Raw genomic sequence first — 18,195 nt, forward strand, 5'->3', positions numbered from 1 at the left:
GATGGCCCTGCCTTCCGACACACCACCTGGACCCTGAATGTTCTTTCGCAACCTGACGCTGTTCCGCTTCCCCACGTCCCACAAGTTCGATGGCCTCGATGCCGGCCTCGACGAATGCCAGCTGAAGCCGGTCGGCCCGCTGGAACTGTCCAGTCGTGGGTTCATCTCGCCTTTCGGCCGTGATGCCGATGCGATGTCCCACACCGCCGGCGACGCGATGTGGCTGACGGTCGGTGGCGAAGACCGGCTGCTGCCGGGCAGCGTCGTCAACGACATGCTGGCGAAGAAGCTGGCGGAGATCGAACAGAAGGAGGGCCGCAAACCCGGCGGCCGCACCCGCAAGCGCATCAAGGACGAACTGATCACCGACCTGCTGCCGCGCGCCTTCATCAAGCCCAGCCGGACCGATGCCCTGATCGACCTGGGCCACGGCATCGTCGTCGTCGACACATCGAGCCGCAAGAATGCGGAGACGGTGGTCAGCGAGATCCGCCGTGCGCTGGGCAGTTTCCCCGCGCTGCCGCTCAATGCCGAAGTCGCCCCGCGGAGCGTGCTCACCGGCTGGGTCGCGGGCGAACCCCTGCCGGAAGGCCTGTCGCTCGGCGACGAATGCGAACTGCGCGATCCGGTCGATCAGGGCGCGGTAGTCAAGGTGCAGCGCATGGAGCTGCAGTCGGACGAGATCAACAAGCACCTGGAATCGGGCAAGCAGGTCACCCGCCTCGCACTCAACCTCGACGACCACGTGAGCTTCGTGCTCGGCGAGGACCTGGTCATCCGCAAGTTCAAACTGCTGGACGGTGCAGTGGACGAACTCGAGCACACCGAGGCCGAGGACATCCGTGCGGAACTCGACGCGCGATTCATCCTGATGGCCGGCGAGACCAAGCGGTTGTTCGCCGTGCTGGAGCAGGCGCTCAAGCTCAGCCGCGTCGACGCCTGATCGCGTCATCGTCCTGACATCTCTGCGCGGCGCCGTGGCGCTATGATGGGTGCGCCCCCAGGGATGGGGCGTGCCTGGCACCCGCGCCCCGCTGCATCCGAAGATCCCATGACTCCTCCGTTCCGCCTGTTGGCTTCCCCGCCCCGGCCTGCCGCGCGCGTTGAGCGGGACGTCGTGCCGCACGTCCTGCCCGATGGTCGCGTGATCGAAGTACTGCGGGTACGCAACCCGCGTGCGCGGCGCCTGCGCCTGTCGGTGGACGAGCGCGGCGCGCGGCTGACGCTGCCGCCACGGCTCTCTGCGGCGACGGCGGATGATTTCCTGCACACGCATTCGGCGTGGCTTTCCGAGCAGGTCACCCGCTTTACCGTGGATGTCCTTCCGGCGCTGGCCAGGGACGAGACCGCCGTGTTGCCCCTGCGCGGCACGTTGCAGCCGGTGGCCTGGCAGACGGGGCGCTTCACCCACCTGGCCGCGTCCGGCGAAGGGCTGTGCTTCACCACGTCCGCACGCGCCGGCGAGCCGGCCCTGCGACGCGCGTTGCGCGAGTTCTACGAAGCAGAGGCCCGGGCCGACATTGGTCGCTGGCTGCCGCGGTACCTGCCCACGTTGCCACGTGCGCCACGGCGCACCCGCCTCAAGCTGATGAGCTCCCAATGGGGTTCACTTGCCCCCGATGGCACCCTGGCGCTGGACCTGTCGCTGGTGCTGGCGCGGCCTTCGGCCTTCGAGTACGTCCTGGTGCACGAGTTGTGCCACCTGATCCACGCCGACCATTCCCCCCGCTTCTGGGCCGAGGTGGAAGCGCGGTGCCCGCGCTGGCGGGACGAGCGCGACTATTTCCGGACAGAGGGTCGCCGACTGAAGGCCGAGGCGCGTGCGCTGCTGGGCTGACAGGGCTGGCCGGCCCCTCCCGCGGATTGCGTCATTCGTAGGACCGGCCCTGTCGCGGCCCTGCCCCTGGATACCTGCCATGCCCGTCCCGATGTCGACCGTATGCAAGCCCCTGGCCGCCTCCTGCATGCTTGCCGGAGCGCTGGTGCTGGTGGGTTGCCAGCAGTCGGTCGAGGAACGCCTCGCCGAGAGCGCGATCAAGGCCGCGTCGGGTCAGGACGTGCAGGTGGAACAGGACGGCGAACGGATGACGATCTCCACCGACCAGGGCGAGATCAGTGTCGCCAGCGGCGAAGGTGTCCGTTTGCCGGAAGACTTCCCCGACGACGTGTTCCTGCCCGTGGATTACCGGGTCGAAAGCATGCTGGAGATGGCCGGAACCCAGGTGCTGTCGCTGACGGCGAAGGGTGACCCGCTGTCGCTGTATGCCGATGCGCGTGCGCGCATGCAGGACCAGGGCTGGAAGGAAACGCTGACGCTCCAGCAGGACGACCGGAGCGCGATGTCGACCTTCGAGAAGGACGACCGCAACGCGGTGATCTCGGTGGGTGCCGGCGAGGACGGCGACGTCCAGGTCGGCATGCAGCTGCGCGACCGGCAGTAAGCCGGCCTCAGCCGCGCAGGAATTCGCCGATGGTCGCGGCCACGGCCTCCGGCTGCTCCATGTGCAGGTGGTGGCCGCCTTCCATCACCACCAGCCGGCCGTCCGGGAGCAGCGCGGCGCGTTCCCGCCGCAGCGCATCCGGCAGGTACGGCTGGGCCGGGTCCGCGAACAGCGCGAGCGTGGGACAGGTGATCGCGGCGACCAGGTCGCGGATCTGGGCTTCGGTGGGACGCAGGAAGGTGGGCAGCATCAGGCGCGGGTCGCTGCTCCAGCAGTAGCCCCCATCGACGGGGCGGGTCCCGCGCTCCACCAGCAGGCGCGCTGCGTCCTCTTCCAGGCGGCTGCCGACGCGTTGCCCGCCGGCCATGCGTGCCCGCGCCGCGACGGCCAGGTCGGGGAAGGTGCGCAGTTGCTTGCCCCGGAGTGCCCGCGCGGCGCTGATGGCATCGCGCATGCGCTCGGCGGTGCGGGCCGGCTCCTCGGCCAGCGCGCCCAGCGCTTCGATCACGACCAGGCGCGACACACGCTCCGGACAGGACGCCGCCAGCAGGCTGGCAATGCCCGCTCCCATCGAATGCCCCAGCAGAACGAAGTGTTCCCAGCCCAACGCGTCGGCCGCGTCCAGCACGGCGTTGACCGAACCGGGGAAGGAATAGTCGGCGCCATGCGGCAGGTGGGCGCTGCACCCATGGCCCGGCAGGTCCAGCGCGACCAGGTCCAGGCCCGGCAGGTGAGGGGCGATCGGCAGGAAGCTGGCGGCGTTGTCCAGCCAGCCATGGAGGGCCAGCACGCGGGGGCCATCCGCGGGGCGGCGTGCCGGGGGTGTCCGCAGGGCCGCCACCGTGCCCAGCGGGGTCTCCAGGGAGAAGGGGTCCATCAGGCCTGCTCCGCGAGGGCCGGGGCGGCGATCGCCGCGAGGGCGGCCGCGTGCGCGGGACGGTCGTTCAGGCATGGGATGTAGTGCAGGCGCCCGCCTTGGGCGTGGAACGACTCGGCCAGCATCATCGCCACTTCCTCGAGCGTTTCGATGCAGTCCACCGCGAAGCCCGGCGCGACCACGTCCACGTCGTTCACGCCGCGTGCGGCGAGCGCCTGCAGGGTGTGTTCGGTCGAGGGCTCGAGCCAGCGGTCGCGGCCGAAGCGCGACTGGTAACTCAACGACCAGGCATCCTCCGGCAGGCCGAGGGCGTCGGCGATCGCGGCCGCGCTGGCTTCGCACTGGCGCTGGTAGGGATCACCCGCGTCGACGAGGCGTTGCGGCAGGCCATGGAAGGAGAACAGCAGGTGGCGGTCGTGCGCGCCGCGGTGTTCGCGGATCGCCGCCGCGACCGCCGCGACCCAGCCCGCATCCACATGGTAGTCATCGACCATCGTCACCCGCGTGTCGCGCGCGCGCGCGCGGAACGCCGCGACCACGTCGCCGACCGACGCCGTGGTGGTCGTCGAATACTGCGGGTACAGCGGCAGCACCCCGATCGTGCGGATGCCGGCCTCGCGCAGCCCGTCCAGGGCCGAGGCGAGCGATGGCCGGCCGTAGCGCATCGCATGCACCACGCGTACGCCGGGCAGCTCGGCCTGTACCGCGCGCGCCAGCCGACGGGTGTATGCCGCCAGAGGCGAGCCGCCGTCCTCGCCCGGCAGCCAGATGCTCGCGTATTTGGCGGCGACCGGCCGCGCCCGCAGCGGCAACACGGCCAGGCGCAGGATCGGTTGCCACACCAGCGGCGGCAAGCCCACGACGCGGCGGTCGCCGAGGAACTCGGCGAGGTAGCGACGTACCGCGGCGGGCGTCGGTGCGTCGGGCGTCCCGAGGTTGACCAGGACCAGGGCGGAGTGGGGGGCAGGGCTCATGGGTTCGTCAAGGGTGCGTGGACGCGCATCCTGCGCCGGAGAATGCGAACATTGTCGCGGATTTCGTGACGATTCATTCGAGCGGCCGTAGCCTGCGATGAACCGGACCGACGCGAAGACCGGCCCACCTTCGCACGCGCCGCCGTCGCGTGCCACGACGCCATGACGGAGTTGACCCATGCCCCACGCCCCGATCCGCCGCCTGTCCGCCGCGTTGCTCCTGTCGGTGTCCGCGCTGCTCGCCAGTGCGCCCGCGTTCGCCGGTGCCCAGGAGGACGAGCGCGCCCAGAACGCGGTACGCGTGCTCTCGCAGATCCAGGCCATCCCGGAGTCGGCGATCCCGGACAAGCTGCTGGACGAGGCGAAGGGGATCGTGGTGGTGCCGGACACCCTCAAGATCGGCCTGGTCCTCGGCGGTCGTCGCGGCCACGGGCTGATGTCGGTGAAGAACCCCGACGGCACCTGGTCCAACCCCAGTTTCGTCAAGTTGACCGGCGGCAGCATCGGCCTGCAGGCCGGCGTGCAGTCGGCCGACGTGGTGCTGGTGTTCCGCAGCGAGCGCGGTCTGGATTCGATCGTCAACGGCAAGGTCACGCTGGGCGCCGATGCGGGTGTCGCCGCCGGTCCGGTCGGGCGCAACGCCGCCACCGCCACTGATGGCCAGCTCAAGGCCGAGATCTGGTCGTGGTCGCGTGCGCGCGGCCTGTTTGCCGGCATCGCCCTGGATGGCGCGGTGCTGAGCATCGACGACGACGCCAATCTGGCCGTGTACGGGTCCGGCACGACCCCGCGGATGGTGTTCGAGGGGCGTGCCCCGCAGGCGCCGTCGGACGCCGTGGTCGCGTTCCGTGACCAGCTGGAAGAAGCCACCGCCTTCGCCCGGGCCAATCGCAGCGATGGCAGCGCCGAGCCGGCGCAGTACACGATGCCGGCGACGACGGTGCAGCCGGAGGCCGCCACCGCCCCGGTGGTACCGCCCGCGACCGGCCAGGCGCCCCAGCCGGCGCCGTTCGAGACCGTCGAGCAGCCCGTGCAGGCCGAGCCGCTCCCGCCGGAAACCTGAACCGGCCGTGTGATCGGCGTGCGCATCGGCTGTCATCGGGCTGCGGTATCCTGAGCGTCCTCTCTCCACGGGCAATCCCATGGGCAGTTTCAGTATCTGGCACTGGCTGGTCGTCCTTCTGATCATCGTGCTGGTGTTCGGCACCAAGAAGCTGAAGAACGTCGGCAAGGACCTCGGCGAAGCCGTCAAGGGCTTCAAGGACGGGGTTGGCGATGACAAGCCGTCCGCGCGCATCGCGCAGGACGACGCGGCCGACGAGGCCAAGCGCACCGAACAGCCCGAGGACCAGCGCACGCCGCGCTGAGTCCCTCCGGGTCAAGCCTTCCAGCCGACCATGTTCGACATCGGTTTTTCCGAGATCTTCGTGATCGCGGTCGTGGCCCTGCTCGTGCTTGGCCCCGAGCGCCTTCCCAAGGCGGCCCGTTTCACCGGCCTGTGGGTGCGGCGCGCGCGCGCGCAGTGGTACTCGGTGAAGTCCGAGTTCGAGCGCGAACTCGCCGACGATGAGCTGAAGCGCAGCCTGCGCGACATGCAGGACGACATCCGGGATGCCGGCCGCGTGATGCGCGACGGCGGCGAACGCCTGAAGCGCGACATCGAGGGCTCCGCCAGCGATGTGCGCGATGCGGTCCGCGACGCGACGGGCACCTTGCCGGATGCCAACGACCCGCCGACCGTGGAGCAGGGTGACGGCCCCCGGGACGACCGCCCCGGCGCTGCCGACGAGAAACGCGATGCACCGCGCGCCTGACGCCAGCGACGGCCATGCAGACGCGGACGAGCCGCGCCTGATCGACCATCTGGTCGAGCTGCGCAGCCGTCTGATGCGCGCCGTGCTGGGCCTGCTGGTGGCCCTGGTCGCGCTGCTGCCGTTCGCCAATACCCTCTATGCGTGGTTGTCGGCGCCGCTGCTGGCGAAGTTGCCGGAAGGCGCGCACATGATCGCGGTCGAGGTCGCTTCGCCGTTCTTCGCGCCGCTCAAGCTCGCGTTCTTCGTCGCCCTGGTCCTGGCGATGCCGTGGCTGCTGTACCAGGCCTGGGCGTTCGTCGCGCCAGGGCTGTACCAGCGCGAGAAGCGGCTGGCGATGCCCTTGCTGGTGTCCGCCGTGCTGCTGTTCTACGCCGGGTGCGCGTTCGCGTTCTTCCTCGTGCTGCCCACCGTGTTCGGTTTCCTCACCGGGGTCACGCCGGAGGGCGTGGCGATGATGACCGACATCAACGCCTACCTCGACTTCGTGCTGGTGATCTTCCTGGCCTTCGGGCTGAGCTTCGAATTGCCGGTGGCGCTGGTGATCGTGTCGCTGCTGGGCTGGGTAACGCCGCAGCAGATGCGCGATGCGCGTGGCTATGCGGTCGTGGGTGTCTTCGTTGTGGCGGCGATCGTGACGCCCCCTGACGTGATTTCGCAGTTCATGCTCGCGGTGCCGATGATGGCGCTGTACGAGCTGGGTATCCTCGCGTCGCGCTGGCTGGCGCCTTCGCCCGCGCCCGATCGCACGCCGGAGTGACGGCGCCGGCGCGTTTCTGGCCACGCAGCGTGGCGTGGTCGCTGGACATGCTGCTTGCGGCCCTGCTGTGCGCGCCATGGCTGGCAGGACCGCTCGCGCGGGGGCTGGCCAGGCTCCGGGCGGACCTGCTGGCGTTCCTGACCGCGGCATATCGCGAGATGCACCTGGCGTTTGCCGGCGGCGAGGCGCCGCTGGCCTTCCTGCCGCGGGCGCTGCGTGCGCCCTGGCTGCACGAGGGCATTGCCGCCCTCCATGCGGATGTGTGGACGACGTTCGCCATGCCGCTGCTGTTGTTCGTCCTCGTTGCGATCATCCTGCAGGCGCTGGGCGAGGCGAGTCCGTGGCAGGGCGGCCCCGGCAAGCGGCTGCTGGGGTTGCGGGTGGCCACGTCCGAGGGCGGGCGGCTCACGCCGGGCCGGGCGCTGTCGCGCCAGCTGGCCGGCGTGCTGTCCTGGCTCACGCTCAACGTGGGTCATGCGCTGGCCGCGGTGCCCCCCGCGCATGCCGCCCTGCACGACCGTCTCACGGGCACCCGTGTCGTGGGCGGACCGCAGCGCCTGCCTGCATGGGGCCGTGCATGGCTGGCCCTGCTCGGCCTGGGCACGCTGGCGCTGGTGGTCGTGCTGTCAGTCTCGCTGTCGCAGCTCGCGGAGGCGGCCCTGACGGCCGCGCTGGGCTGAGCCGGTGAATCGCTGCTCCCGGGATCAGGCCTCGATCCCGGTACTGGGCATCGGCGGCGGTGCGACGCCAAGACCCGCACCCGCACCCAACAGGTAACGCCACGCCGACAGCAGCGTGCCCCCGAGCAGGGGCAGCAGGACCGCCGTCAACAGAAGCTGACCCGTGAACACCGCGAACGCCTGGCCGAGCATCCACTGCAGCAATGCCACCAGGATCTGCACGGCGAGGGTGATGGCGAACAGCATCACGACGAACAGCAGCATGAACACCAGTACCGCGCCAAGGTTGCGCAGGCACGCGCGGAAGCTCAGGCCCATCGCGGCGAAACCGCCACGGTCGCCCAGCATCACTTCGGGTACCGCGACGAAGGTGAAAAAGCCCGCGACCACGCTGACCACGAGGACCGCGATCAACCAGGCGAACAGGGCGTTGAGCGGGAGCGACTCGACCAGCGCCGGATCGGGCTCGGGGGAGGCCTGCAGCTTTTCCATCACGTCGACCATGTGCTGCAACTGGTCGCCGCCGACCATCACTACCAGCAGGACCGCCAGTACGATCAGGGCGACGACCTGCGGCAGCAGGAGGGCGAGGAAGTGCACGAACTTGCCGTCCCGCAGGCCCTGCAACAGGTGCAGCGGATGGGCGTTGCGACCCTGCTCGACCTCGCGTGCGGCGAATACGACGCCCCCGAACAGGACCGGGCCCAGCACCGTCAGGATGGCGTTGAGCCAGAGCTGGCCACTCACGGCGACCAGTGCCGACACCAGGCCCCACGCCAGACCGATCATGCCGAGCGCGAGCGGCGCCTTGCGGAGCGTGGCGAAGCCATCGAGCAGCCATTGGGCGCCATTGCTGGCGGGAACCTTGTTGATCTGGGACATCATGACGCCTGCATGCGTTGCGGGGGTTCAGGGGGAGCCGGTGCGAGCGGGCACGGCCGCTCCGGCGCCAGTGTGCCAGCACCGGAGCGACGCCGCGATGGCCGCATCAGGCGCGGGCCTCGCGCGCCACGTGGACGAACCGCTTCAGCACCCGGCGACCCTGCGGCGCGGCACCGACCGCCTTCGACAACGCGTCGGGATCCTGGCCCTCGCGCATCAGCGCCACCCGCCGTGCCCGGATGTAGCCCCGCATGTGGGTGGCACTGAACTCCGGGTGGAACTGCACGCCCCAGGCCGCCTCGCCCCACCGGAACGCCTGCACGGGCTCATGGGCGGAGCGGGCCAGGACGGTCGCGCCATCCGGCAGGCGCAGCACGCTCTGCACGTGGGTCAGCTGGGCGTCGAAGCGGGACGGGAGCGGGCCGAGCACGGCATCGTCGCGGGCCGCGTCTTCAAGGACGATCTCGAACGTCCCCATCTCGCGACCGCCCGGGTGGTCGCCGACCTCGCCACCCAGCGCGTGCGCGAGCAACTGGTGGCCGTAGCAGATGCCCAGCACCGGGATGCCGGCACGCGCCACTTCGGCCAGCCAGGCGGCGGTGCGCTCGCTCCAGTCGAGCCGGTCGCTGACCATCGCCCCCGAGCCGGTGACGATCACGCCCGCGAAGCCGTCGGCGGCGGGCAGCGTTTCGCCGGCCTCGACGTCGACCGTGGCGGTGTCCCGTTCCGCGAGCCCGGCCGCCACCCGGATCCAGTGGGGAAAACCGCCGTGGCGGCGCAGCGCGGGCAGGGGTTGGCCGGTTTCGACGATCAGGAAGCGCTGGGGCACGACGGGATCCGCACGGAGAAGGGCGTCCATTCTCGCGCATGCGCGCCGCGTGCGCGCAGCCGCGGCCTGGGCGCGGGCCCGCGCCGACGGGGCCGCTATACTGCCCCGTCCCCCGATCCATCGCACACGCATGGCCGCACCGACCTTCCAGGAACTCATCCAGCGCCTCAACGCCTTCTGGGCCGAACAGGGCTGCGTGCTGATCCAGCCGCTCGACCTCGAGGTCGGCGCCGGCACCTTCCACCCGGCGACCTTCCTGCGCGCGCTGGGCCCGGAGCCGTGGAACGCCGCCTACGTGCAGCCCTGCCGCCGACCGACCGACGGCCGCTATGGCGAGAACCCCAACCGCCTGCAGCGCTACTACCAGTACCAGGTGGCGATGAAGCCGTCGCCCGACAACATCGTCGAGCTGTACTTCGACTCGTTGAAGGCGCTGGGCATCGACCCGCGCGTGCACGACCTGCGACTGGTCGAGGACAACTGGGAGTCGCCGACGCTCGGTGCCTGGGGCCTGGGCTGGGAGGTCTGGCTCAATGGCATGGAAGTCACCCAATTCACCTACTTCCAGCAGGCAGGCGGCCTTGAATGCCGGCCGGTGCTGGGCGAGATCACCTACGGCCTCGAGCGCCTGTGCATGTACCTGCAGAACGTCGACAACGTCTTCGACATCGTCTGGACGCACGGCCCCGACGGCACTCCGGTGACCTACCGCGATGTCTACCACCAGAACGAAGTGGAGCAGAGCACCTACAACTTCGAGCATGCCGACGTCGCCGAGCTGTTCCATCGCTTCGACGCCTGCGAGGCCGAGGCGGCAAAGCTCATCGAGCTCGAACTGCCGCTGCCGGCCTACGAGCAGGTCTGCAAGGCCAGCCACAGCTTCAACATGCTCGATGCGCGTCGCGCGATCAGCGTGACCGAGCGCCAGCGCTACATCCTGCGCGTGCGCAAGATCGCGCAGGGCGTGGCCCAGGCCTATTTCGCGCAGCGCGAGAAACTCGGGTTCCCCGGCGTGAAGCAGGCGGCCACAAGCGCGGAGGTGGCGGCATGAGCGCCAAGCTGCAGCCCCTGCTGATCGAACTGGGCACCGAGGAACTGCCGGTCAAGGCACTGCCGGGCCTGGCCCGCGCATTCTTCGACGGCGTGGTCGCCGGGCTGGGCAAGCGCGGCATCGAGGTCGATGCGACGGACGCCAGGCCGCTGTACACACCGCGCCGGCTCGCGGTGCTGCTGCACGGCGTGGCCGTCGAGCAGCCCGAGCAGCGCGGCGAAGTGCTCGGCCCTTACCTCAACATCGCGCTGGATGCCGACGGCCTGCCGACGCGCGCGCTGGAGGGTTTCGCGGCCAAGGCCGGCGTCGACTGGAAGGCCCTGGAGCGCACCACCGACGCCAAGGGCGAGCGTTTCGTGCACCGCTCGGTAACGCCGGGTGCGCGCACCGCTGACCTGCTCGGCGAAGTGATCGCCGAAGCGGTCGCCGGCATGCCGATTCCCAAGCCGATGCGCTGGGGCGCGCACGCGCACGGCTTCGCGCGGCCGGTGCACTGGCTGGTCGTGCTGCTGGGCAAGGACGTGGTGGAGGCGCCGCTGATGGGTGTCACCGGCGACCGCATGAGTCGCGGGCACCGCTTCATGCACGACAAGCCGGTGTGGTTCTCCGCGCCGGAGGACTACGTGGAGTTCCTGCGCGGCGCGAAAGTGCTGGTCGACCCGGACGAGCGCCGCGCGCGCATCGTCGCCGAGGTCGAGGCGGCGGCGCGCGAGGTGGGCGGCACGGCGCGCATCGATGCCGGCAACCTCGAAGAGGTCAATGGCCTGGTCGAGTGGCCGAAGGCCGTGCGTTGCGGCTTCGAACCGGAGTTCCTCGCGGTGCCGGCCGAGGCGCTGGTGGCGACCATGGAAGCCAACCAGAAGTTCTTCCCGGTGCTGGATGGCGACGGCAGGCTGTCGGAGCATTTCGTCGGCATCGCCAACATCGAGTCCAGCGACGAGGCCGAGGTCCGCAAGGGCTACGAGCGGGTGATCCGTCCGCGTTTCGCCGACGCGCGTTTCTTCTTCGTCGAGGACATGAAGCAGGGCCTGGCGGGCATGGGCGAGGGCCTGAAGCAGGTCACTTACCAGGCGAAGCTGGGCAGCGTGGCCGACAAGGCCGCGCGTGTCGCGTCACTGGCCGCGTCCGTGGCGACGGCGGTGGGCGCCGATCCGCAGCTCGCACGTCGTGCGGCGGAGTTGTCGAAGAACGACCTGCAATCGCGCCTGGTCGGCGAGTTCCCGGAGTTGCAGGGCATCGCCGGACGTTATTACGCGGTCGCGGCCGGCGAGCCGGTCGAGGTGGCCGATGCCGTCGATGAGGCCTACCGCCCGCGTTTCGGTGGCGACGACATCGCGCTGTCGCCGGCCGGCAAGGTGCTGGCGATCGCCGAGCGCCTGGATACGCTGGCCGGCGGCTTCGCCGCGGGCCTGAAGCCCACCGGCAACAAAGACCCGTTCGCACTGCGCCGCAACGCGCTGGGACTGGCGCGGACGATCATCGAGAGTGGATATTCACTGAACCTCTTCGAGTTGATCAACGATGCTTTCAGATTGCTCCCGAGTCAGGTTCAGGCGAGCGCTGATCAGAATTCGGACACGATTCAGCTGGAGCTCCATGACTTCGTCATCGAACGACTTCGTAGCTACTACGCCGATAAGGGCGTGCCGGCACAGCACTTCAACGCAGTAGCTGCCTACGCATTGGCGGACTCCGAGGTGCGGGCTGCACGACACATTCCTCTTGGCGGCGTGCATTTATACGACTTCGACCGCCGCATCGACGCGATCGGCGGCTTCGCGCAGCTGCCCGAAGCCGAGGCACTCGCCGCGGCGAACAAGCGCATCGGCAACATCCTGAAGAAGGCCGACATCGAGGTGCCGCGCATGGAGGATCCGGCCCTGCTGTCGGAGCCGGCCGAGCGCGCGCTGGCCGAGGCGGTCGAGGCGCTCTACGGCGAAACCGCCGGCGCGCTGCGCAGCGGCGACTACGCCAACGTGCTCACCCACCTGGCGCGCGTCCGCCCGCAGGTCGATGCCTTCTTCGACGCGGTGATGGTGAACGCCGACGACCCGGCGGTGCGGGCCAACCGCCTGGCCCTGTTGCGGCGCCTGGGCGAACGCCTGGGCAGCGTGGCGGCGATCGAACACCTGTCTGCCTGACCGGACGCCGCAGGGCCGGATCGACCGGCCGGCGGCTTTCATGGACGATTGACACCCGCCCGGTATCCTGCGGCCATGCCCCCTCGCCTGCCTGCCATCGCCGCCCTGCTGCTCGTCGCGAGCGTGGGGCCGGCATGGGCGGCGAAGGTCGGCGAGGTCACGATCGTCGGCCTCGACGACGAGGCCATGGAAACCAACGTCCGCGAGTCGCTGTCGCTGGTCGACGCCGAGGGCGAGGAGATGCGGCCGCGGCGACTGGGTTTCCTGGTGAGGCAGGCCGAGGACGAGACCCGCACGGCGCTCGAGCCCTTCGGCTACTACGACCCCGAGATCGCCGTCGAGCGCGAGCGCGTGGGCGAAACGGTCTCCGTCACCATCACCGTGGCACCCGGCGAACCGGTGAAGGTGCGCCGTTCCGACATCGCGATCATCGGCGAGGGCGCCCAGGACCGGTACCTCAAGGAGGATCTGGCCAAGTTCAAGCCCGCGCCGGGCGAGGTCTTCAACCATCCCGCGTACGAGGCGAGCAAGGTACGGATCAGCCGCCGCCTGGCCGAGCGCGGTTACTTCGATTCCGACTACCTGTCGCACCGGGTCGAAGTCACCCGCGCCGCGAAGGCCGCCGACATCGACCTGGTCTGGGAAAGCGGCATCCGCTACGACATGGGGCCGATCACCTTCGTGCAGGACCCGGAGACCATCATCCGCCCGGGCATCATCGAACGGCTCGTGTACTGGGAGCAGGGCAGCTACTACCACCAGGGCAAGCTGGACCGCCTGCGCCAGTCGCTGTCCGCGCTGGACTATTTCTCGACGATCGATATCGCTCCCGATCCCTCGCAGGCGGTGGACGGCGAAGTCCCGGTCACGGTGACACTGACCCCGGCCAAGCGCACCGTGTACACGGCCGGCCTGAGCTATGGCACCGACACCGGGGCCGGCATCCGCCTCGGACTCGACCGCCGCTACCTCAACGACCGCGGCCACAAGCTCAAGAGCCAGATCGACTGGGCCGAGAAGAAGAAGACCGCCACGGTGCAGTACCTGATCCCGGCGTTCGCCTGGCTGGACGGCTGGTACACGATCAGTGGGCAGTACGCCGACGAACAGACCGATTACGTGGATTCGCGGCGCGTGGAATTCGTCGGCTCGCGCAGCGGACAGATCAACCGGCACTGGAATGCAACCGCATCGGTGCACTTCCTGCGGGAGCGCTGGCGCTATGCGGTAGCCGATGACGGCGGCGGCGCGCTCGCTCCCTTGCCCGAGTATCTCTACGGGACCTATTTCTATCCGTCCCTGCGGGCGACCTACAGCGACGTCGACAACCCGCTGTTCCCGCGCGACGCGGTCAGCATCACCGGCCAGGTCAAGGGGGCGGTCGAGGGCGCCGGCTCCGACGCCAGCTTCGCCCAGGTCTACGTGCTCGGTCGCTGGTATATCGGCCTCGGCGACATCGACCGCTTGATCCTGCGCGGCGAGCTCGGGAACACCTATGGCGACGATATCGTCAACCTGCCGCCGAGCCTGCGCTTCTATGCCGGTGGCGACAACAGCATACGCGGCTATGCCTACCAGGAAGTCGGGCCCTCGTTCGAGAACGACTTCGGCGAGTACTACACCGGGGCGAAGAACCTGGTGACCGCCAGCGTCGAGTACGAACACTACTTCAACGACACCTGGGGCGCGGCGGTGTTCGTCGACAGCGGCTCGGCCTTCGACGACAGCCCGGACTGGCGCACCGGCGTCGGCATCGGACTGCGCTGGATCTCGCCGGTGGGGCCGCTGCGCCTTGACGTGGCGCATGGCCTGGACGACCCGGATTCGGACTACCAGATCTACATCAACATCGGCGCGAATCTCTGACGATGGCCGCGAACACGCCCAGCCCGACGCCGGAAGAACGCGAAGCCCGCATCCGCGAGCTGCGCGAACGGCGACGCGCGCGCCTGCGCTGGCTGGCCGTGCGGGCGGCCATCCTCGGCGTCGTGCTGGGCGGGCTGGTGGCGATGCTGCTGTACTGGCTGCTGATGACCGTCGGCGGCCGCGACATGCTGCTGTCGCAGGTCAAGGCCCGGCTGCCCGCGAACGCCAGCCTGGAGTGGCGCGAGGCGGAGGGCCCGGTCGCCGGGCCGATGACCCTGCGGGGCATCCGCTTCGAGATGGACGGGCTGGTGTTTACCGCCGAGCGCGCCACCGTGGACCCGGCGATCCGCCCGCTGATCGGGCGCACCCTGCGGCTCGACGCGCTGGAGCTCGATGATGCGACGCTGCAGCTGCCGCCGTCGGAGGACGAGCCTTTCGAGCTGCCGCGCTGGCCCGACGTGCTCCCGGCAATCGAGCCGCCGCTGGCGCTCGAGGCCGACCATGTGCAGGTCGATGGTTTCGTCGTCACCCGGTTGGAGGCATCCCCGGGTGGCGCGGTCGAAGCGGTGCCGGTGGTCGGCATCCGCCAATTGCGTGGTGGCCTGCGCGCGCGCAGCGGAATCCTGGAAGTCGAACGCCTCGACATCGACAGTGACCTGGGCCTGTTCCACGTGCACGGCGAGTACCGGCCGGGCGACAACTACCGCACCGACCTGCTGGCCACTGCGGTGCTGCCGGCCGCCCCTGGCCGTACCCCGGGCCGCCTGGGCCTGGTGGCGCGCGGCGACCTCGCGCACATGGATGTTGGCATCGGCGGTCGTGTACCCGGGGCCCTGCGCGCGACCGCGACGCTGCGTGGCGAATCGCCGGTGCGCTGGAATCTCGACGTCGACGCCGACGCGATCGATCCCGGCCTGCTGGCGGGCAGCGATGTGCCAGCCGAAACGCCGCTGCAGGTGGAGCTGCGCATCGCCGGCGTCGATGGCGAGGCGCAACTGCAGGGCGAGGTCGTCCAGGGCGAGCTTTCGGCGCGCGTGCTGCCTTCGACCGTGCGCCTGCGCGACAACGTGCTCGACGTCGATCCGCTGGTGGTCGAGGCGCTCGAGGGACGCGTCCGTGCGGAGGGCCATGCCGATTTCAGCGACCCCGGGCACACCCGCCTGCGCGTCGCGGTGAATGCACGCGGGCTGACCTGGACCGGTGCCGCACCCGCGGCAGGCGAAACGGCGGCCCCCGCCATTCGCGCCGACGCCGATCTCGGCGTCGCCGGCACCCTGGACGCCTGGGCCGCGGTCGGCCGCGCCACGCTGACCCGCGACCTCGAGCAGGCCGACATGCACTTCGATGCGCGGGGTGATGCGGAGAAGGCACGCATCCAGCAGCTCGAAGTCGAAATGCCGACCGGTCGCCTCGACGTCGAAGGCAACGTGGCGTGGGCGCCCGCACTGGCCTGGCAGGCGGAGGCACGACTGGCGGGCTTCGACCCTGGATACTTCCTCGCCGACTGGGCGGGCGCGGTTGATGGCCGGATCGCCAGCGAAGGGCGCGTGCTTGACGGTGGCGCGTTGCAGGCGACCGTCGACATCGAGGACCTCGGCGGCCGCCTGCGCGACCGACCGCTCGACGGCGAGGCCCACGTCGCGATCGAAGGGGACACCTACAGCGGTGACATCGCGCTCGGTCTGGGCGGCAGCCGGATCGAGGCCGAGGGCCGGATCGCCGACACGCTCGACATCGATGCCCGCGTCGCACCCCTGCAGTTGGCCGACCTGCTGCCCGATGGGCATGGCCGGCTCGAAGGCACGATCCAGCTGGAGGGTCGGCGCGACGCGCCAGACCTGAGCGCCAACCTTCGCGGCGATGCGCTGGGTGTGGCCGGCTACGCCGCCGAACGGCTGTCGCTGCAGGGCGACCTGCCCTGGCGCGGCGGCGGCGGACGCTTGTCCCTGCAGGCCCAGGGCGTGCAGGCAGGCGTCGCCCTGGACACCCTCGACGTGCAGGCGCGCGGTGCGGTGGAAGCCTTGCAGCTCGACGCCGAGGCCCGCGGCGAGATCGGCGAGCTGTCACTGGCCGGCGGTGTCGACCGGCGGGGCGCGGCCTGGCAAGGCCAGCTGGCCCGCCTGCGCCTGGCCCCGGCACGCGGCGCCAGCTGGACGCTGGAGCAGCCCGCGGGCTTCCGCATCGCGGGTGCGGACATCCGGCTCGACCGGAGCTGCCTGGCCGCCAGCGAGGGCGGCCATCTGTGCGCAAGCGCGGACTGGCCGCGGCAGGGTGTCGCCGTGCAGGGCGAACAGTTGCCGTTGCTGCTCGTCGAGCCCTACCTGCCCGAGCGCGGGGATGGTCGTCCCTGGGTGATGCGTGGCGAGCTGGCGCTGGATGCCCGGTTGCGCCCAGTCGGCAACGCCTGGGACGGCCACGTCGAACTGAGTTCGCCCTCCGGTGGCCTCAAGTTCCGGCCCGAAGCACAGAACGAGCCCTTCCACTACAGCGGCCTGCGCCTGTCGGCCGAATTCGACGCCAACCGCATCGAAGCCACGCTGGACAGCACGATCAACGATGACGGCCGGCTCGACGCCCGGCTGCGGACGGGCTGGGACGCGCAGTCGGCGCTCGACGGCAGCATCGGCATCGACATCGACGACCTGGTCTGGGTCGAGATGTTCTCGCCCGACGTGCTGGAGCCGCAGGGGCACCTGGTCGGCCAGCTGGCCCTGTCCGGCACCCGCGAGGCGCCGCACCTGGGCGGCCAGCTGCGCCTGACCGACTTCACCACCGAGGTGCCCGCGCTCGGCATCCTGCTGCAGGACGGCGACATCACGCTCGCCGCGCAGGGCGACGGCAGCGCGCGACTCAGCGGCTCGGTCTTCAGCAGCAATGGCGACGAGGCCGGTGGACGGCTCGACATCGACGGCGTGCTTGGTTTCCGCGAGGGCGTGCCGCCGCTGCAGTTGAACGTGCGCGGCGACAACGTGCTGGTGTCCGATACCCGCGACCTGCGCGCGGTCGCCAGCCCGGATTTGCAGGTGCGCATCGCGGCGGACGAGCCGATCACAGTCACCGGCCGGGTCGAAGTGCCGTCGGCCCTGCTCGACCTGGAACGGCTGGACGGCGCGGTGTCGCCGTCGGACGACGTCGTCGTGCTCGACCCCGTCGATCCGGAAGACACCGGCGCGTCGCCACTGGCACTCGATCTGGAGGTCGCCCTCGGCGACGACGTGCGTCTCAACGGCTTCGGGCTGACGGGCAAGCTCGACGGCGGCATGCGCGTGCGTGCGGTTCCGGGGCGCGAAATGACGGCGCGCGGCGCCCTGCAGGTGTCCGGCCGCTACAAGGCCTATGGGCAGGACCTCACCATCACCCGGGGAGAACTGGGCTGGTCCGGTGGACCGGTGTCGGATCCGCTCCTCGACGTGCGGGCGGAGCGCGGCATCGGTGACGTGACCGCGGGCGTCGCCATCACCGGGCGCGTCAGCAGCCCCAAGGTCGAGGTCTGGTCGGACCCGGCATCCACCCAGTCGGAAGCCTTGGCCTACCTGACCCTGGGACGCCCGCTTTCGACCGCCAGCGACAGCGAGACCGAAAGCCTCAGCGCCGCCAACGCCGCGCTGGCGGCGGGCGGCAGCCTGCTGGCCTCGCAGCTGGGCGACAAGCTTGGCCTGGACGATGCCGGCATGATGGAGAGCCGCACGGCCGGCGGTGTGTTCGGCTTCGGCAAGCGCCTGTCGCCGCGCCTGTACGTCGGCTACGGCGTCTCCCTGCTCGGCAACGGCACCGTGCTGACCCTCAAGTACCTGCTCGGCATGGGCTTCGACGTCGAGGTCGAGAGCAGCTCGATCGAGAGCCGCGGTTATCTCAACTGGCGCAAGGAGAAGTAAGCTCGGCC

16 protein-coding genes are annotated in these 18,195 nt (G+C 70.2%); 12 read left to right on the forward strand and 4 right to left on the reverse strand.

The window, feature by feature from the left end; genetic code table 11:
• Positions 1–37 precede the first annotated feature (37 nt).
• The 3 genes from H4F99_RS09890 to H4F99_RS09900 all read left to right on the forward strand — a co-directional run bounded on the left by H4F99_RS09890 (position 38) and on the right by H4F99_RS09900 (position 2,441).
• A complete protein-coding gene (locus tag H4F99_RS09890; RefSeq protein WP_182669571.1) occupies positions 38–943 on the forward strand; it encodes a recombination-associated protein RdgC in 906 nt (301 codons plus the stop codon).
• 108 nt (positions 944–1,051) lie between these two features.
• A complete protein-coding gene (locus H4F99_RS09895; protein WP_182669572.1) occupies positions 1,052–1,837 on the forward strand; it encodes a M48 family metallopeptidase in 786 nt (261 codons plus the stop codon).
• A gap of 79 nt (positions 1,838–1,916) precedes the next feature.
• Positions 1,917–2,441, forward strand: coding sequence for a hypothetical protein (locus tag H4F99_RS09900; RefSeq protein ID WP_182669573.1), 525 nt, complete (start codon positions 1,917–1,919; stop codon positions 2,439–2,441).
• 7 nt (positions 2,442–2,448) lie between these two features.
• On the opposite strand, the gene H4F99_RS09905 is transcribed toward H4F99_RS09900, so the two are convergent.
• Both H4F99_RS09905 and hemH read right to left on the reverse strand, forming a co-directional pair.
• Positions 2,449–3,318 carry an alpha/beta fold hydrolase gene (locus H4F99_RS09905; protein WP_182669574.1) on the reverse strand — a complete coding sequence of 290 codons (870 nt, stop codon included), beginning with the start codon at positions 3,316–3,318 and terminating at the stop codon, positions 2,449–2,451.
• Positions 3,318–4,292: a ferrochelatase gene (hemH, locus tag H4F99_RS09910; RefSeq protein ID WP_182669575.1), complete on the reverse strand. Its 975-nt coding sequence runs from the start codon at positions 4,290–4,292 to the stop codon at positions 3,318–3,320. Before hemH ends, H4F99_RS09905 begins: the two co-directional genes overlap by 1 nt.
• Before the next feature lie 193 nt (positions 4,293–4,485).
• On the opposite strand from hemH, the gene H4F99_RS09915 reads away from it, so the two are divergent.
• From H4F99_RS09915 to H4F99_RS09935, 5 genes are all read left to right on the forward strand, one after another.
• Positions 4,486–5,355 (forward strand): YSC84-related protein, encoded by an 870-nt coding sequence (locus tag H4F99_RS09915; RefSeq protein WP_182669679.1) that lies wholly within the window; start codon positions 4,486–4,488, stop codon positions 5,353–5,355.
• A 79-nt stretch (positions 5,356–5,434) separates the two neighbouring features.
• Complete coding sequence (tatA, locus tag H4F99_RS09920) at positions 5,435–5,659, forward strand: Sec-independent protein translocase subunit TatA (protein ID WP_182669576.1); 225 nt, start codon at positions 5,435–5,437, stop codon at positions 5,657–5,659.
• Between the two features lie 30 nt (positions 5,660–5,689).
• Positions 5,690–6,106 carry a Sec-independent protein translocase protein TatB gene (gene tatB, locus H4F99_RS09925; protein ID WP_182669577.1) on the forward strand — a complete coding sequence of 139 codons (417 nt, stop codon included), beginning with the start codon at positions 5,690–5,692 and terminating at the stop codon, positions 6,104–6,106.
• Complete coding sequence (gene tatC, locus H4F99_RS09930) at positions 6,090–6,863, forward strand: twin-arginine translocase subunit TatC (RefSeq protein ID WP_182669578.1); 774 nt, start codon at positions 6,090–6,092, stop codon at positions 6,861–6,863. Before tatB ends, tatC begins: the two co-directional genes overlap by 17 nt.
• Positions 6,860–7,543 (forward strand): RDD family protein, encoded by a 684-nt coding sequence (locus H4F99_RS09935; protein WP_182669579.1) that lies wholly within the window; start codon positions 6,860–6,862, stop codon positions 7,541–7,543. The genes tatC and H4F99_RS09935 overlap by 4 nt, the downstream gene beginning before the upstream one ends.
• 24 nt (positions 7,544–7,567) lie before the next feature.
• Here the strand turns inward: H4F99_RS09935 and H4F99_RS09940 are convergent, their stop codons facing one another.
• A complete protein-coding gene (locus H4F99_RS09940) occupies positions 7,568–8,425 on the reverse strand; it encodes a BPSS1780 family membrane protein (RefSeq protein ID WP_182669580.1) in 858 nt (285 codons plus the stop codon).
• 106 nt (positions 8,426–8,531) lie between these two features.
• On the reverse strand, positions 8,532–9,284 hold the full coding sequence (locus H4F99_RS09945) for a glutamine amidotransferase (protein WP_182669581.1): 753 nt from the start codon (positions 9,282–9,284) through the stop codon (positions 8,532–8,534).
• Between the two features lie 100 nt (positions 9,285–9,384).
• Between H4F99_RS09945 and glyQ the strand changes: the two genes are divergently transcribed.
• From glyQ to H4F99_RS09965, 4 genes are all read left to right on the forward strand, one after another.
• Complete coding sequence (glyQ, locus tag H4F99_RS09950) at positions 9,385–10,305, forward strand: glycine--tRNA ligase subunit alpha (protein WP_182669582.1); 921 nt, start codon at positions 9,385–9,387, stop codon at positions 10,303–10,305.
• Positions 10,302–12,446, forward strand: coding sequence for a glycine--tRNA ligase subunit beta (gene glyS / locus H4F99_RS09955; protein ID WP_182669583.1), 2,145 nt, complete (start codon positions 10,302–10,304; stop codon positions 12,444–12,446). The genes glyQ and glyS overlap by 4 nt, the downstream gene beginning before the upstream one ends.
• A gap of 75 nt (positions 12,447–12,521) precedes the next feature.
• Positions 12,522–14,312 carry an autotransporter assembly complex protein TamA gene (locus H4F99_RS09960; protein WP_182669584.1) on the forward strand — a complete coding sequence of 597 codons (1,791 nt, stop codon included), beginning with the start codon at positions 12,522–12,524 and terminating at the stop codon, positions 14,310–14,312.
• A gap of 2 nt (positions 14,313–14,314) precedes the next feature.
• Complete coding sequence (locus H4F99_RS09965; protein ID WP_182669585.1) at positions 14,315–18,187, forward strand: translocation/assembly module TamB domain-containing protein; 3,873 nt, start codon at positions 14,315–14,317, stop codon at positions 18,185–18,187.
• Positions 18,188–18,195 lie beyond the last annotated feature (8 nt).

This window comes from Marilutibacter penaei, assembly GCF_014145395.1.
Taxonomy (GTDB): domain Bacteria; phylum Pseudomonadota; class Gammaproteobacteria; order Xanthomonadales; family Xanthomonadaceae; genus Marilutibacter; species Marilutibacter penaei.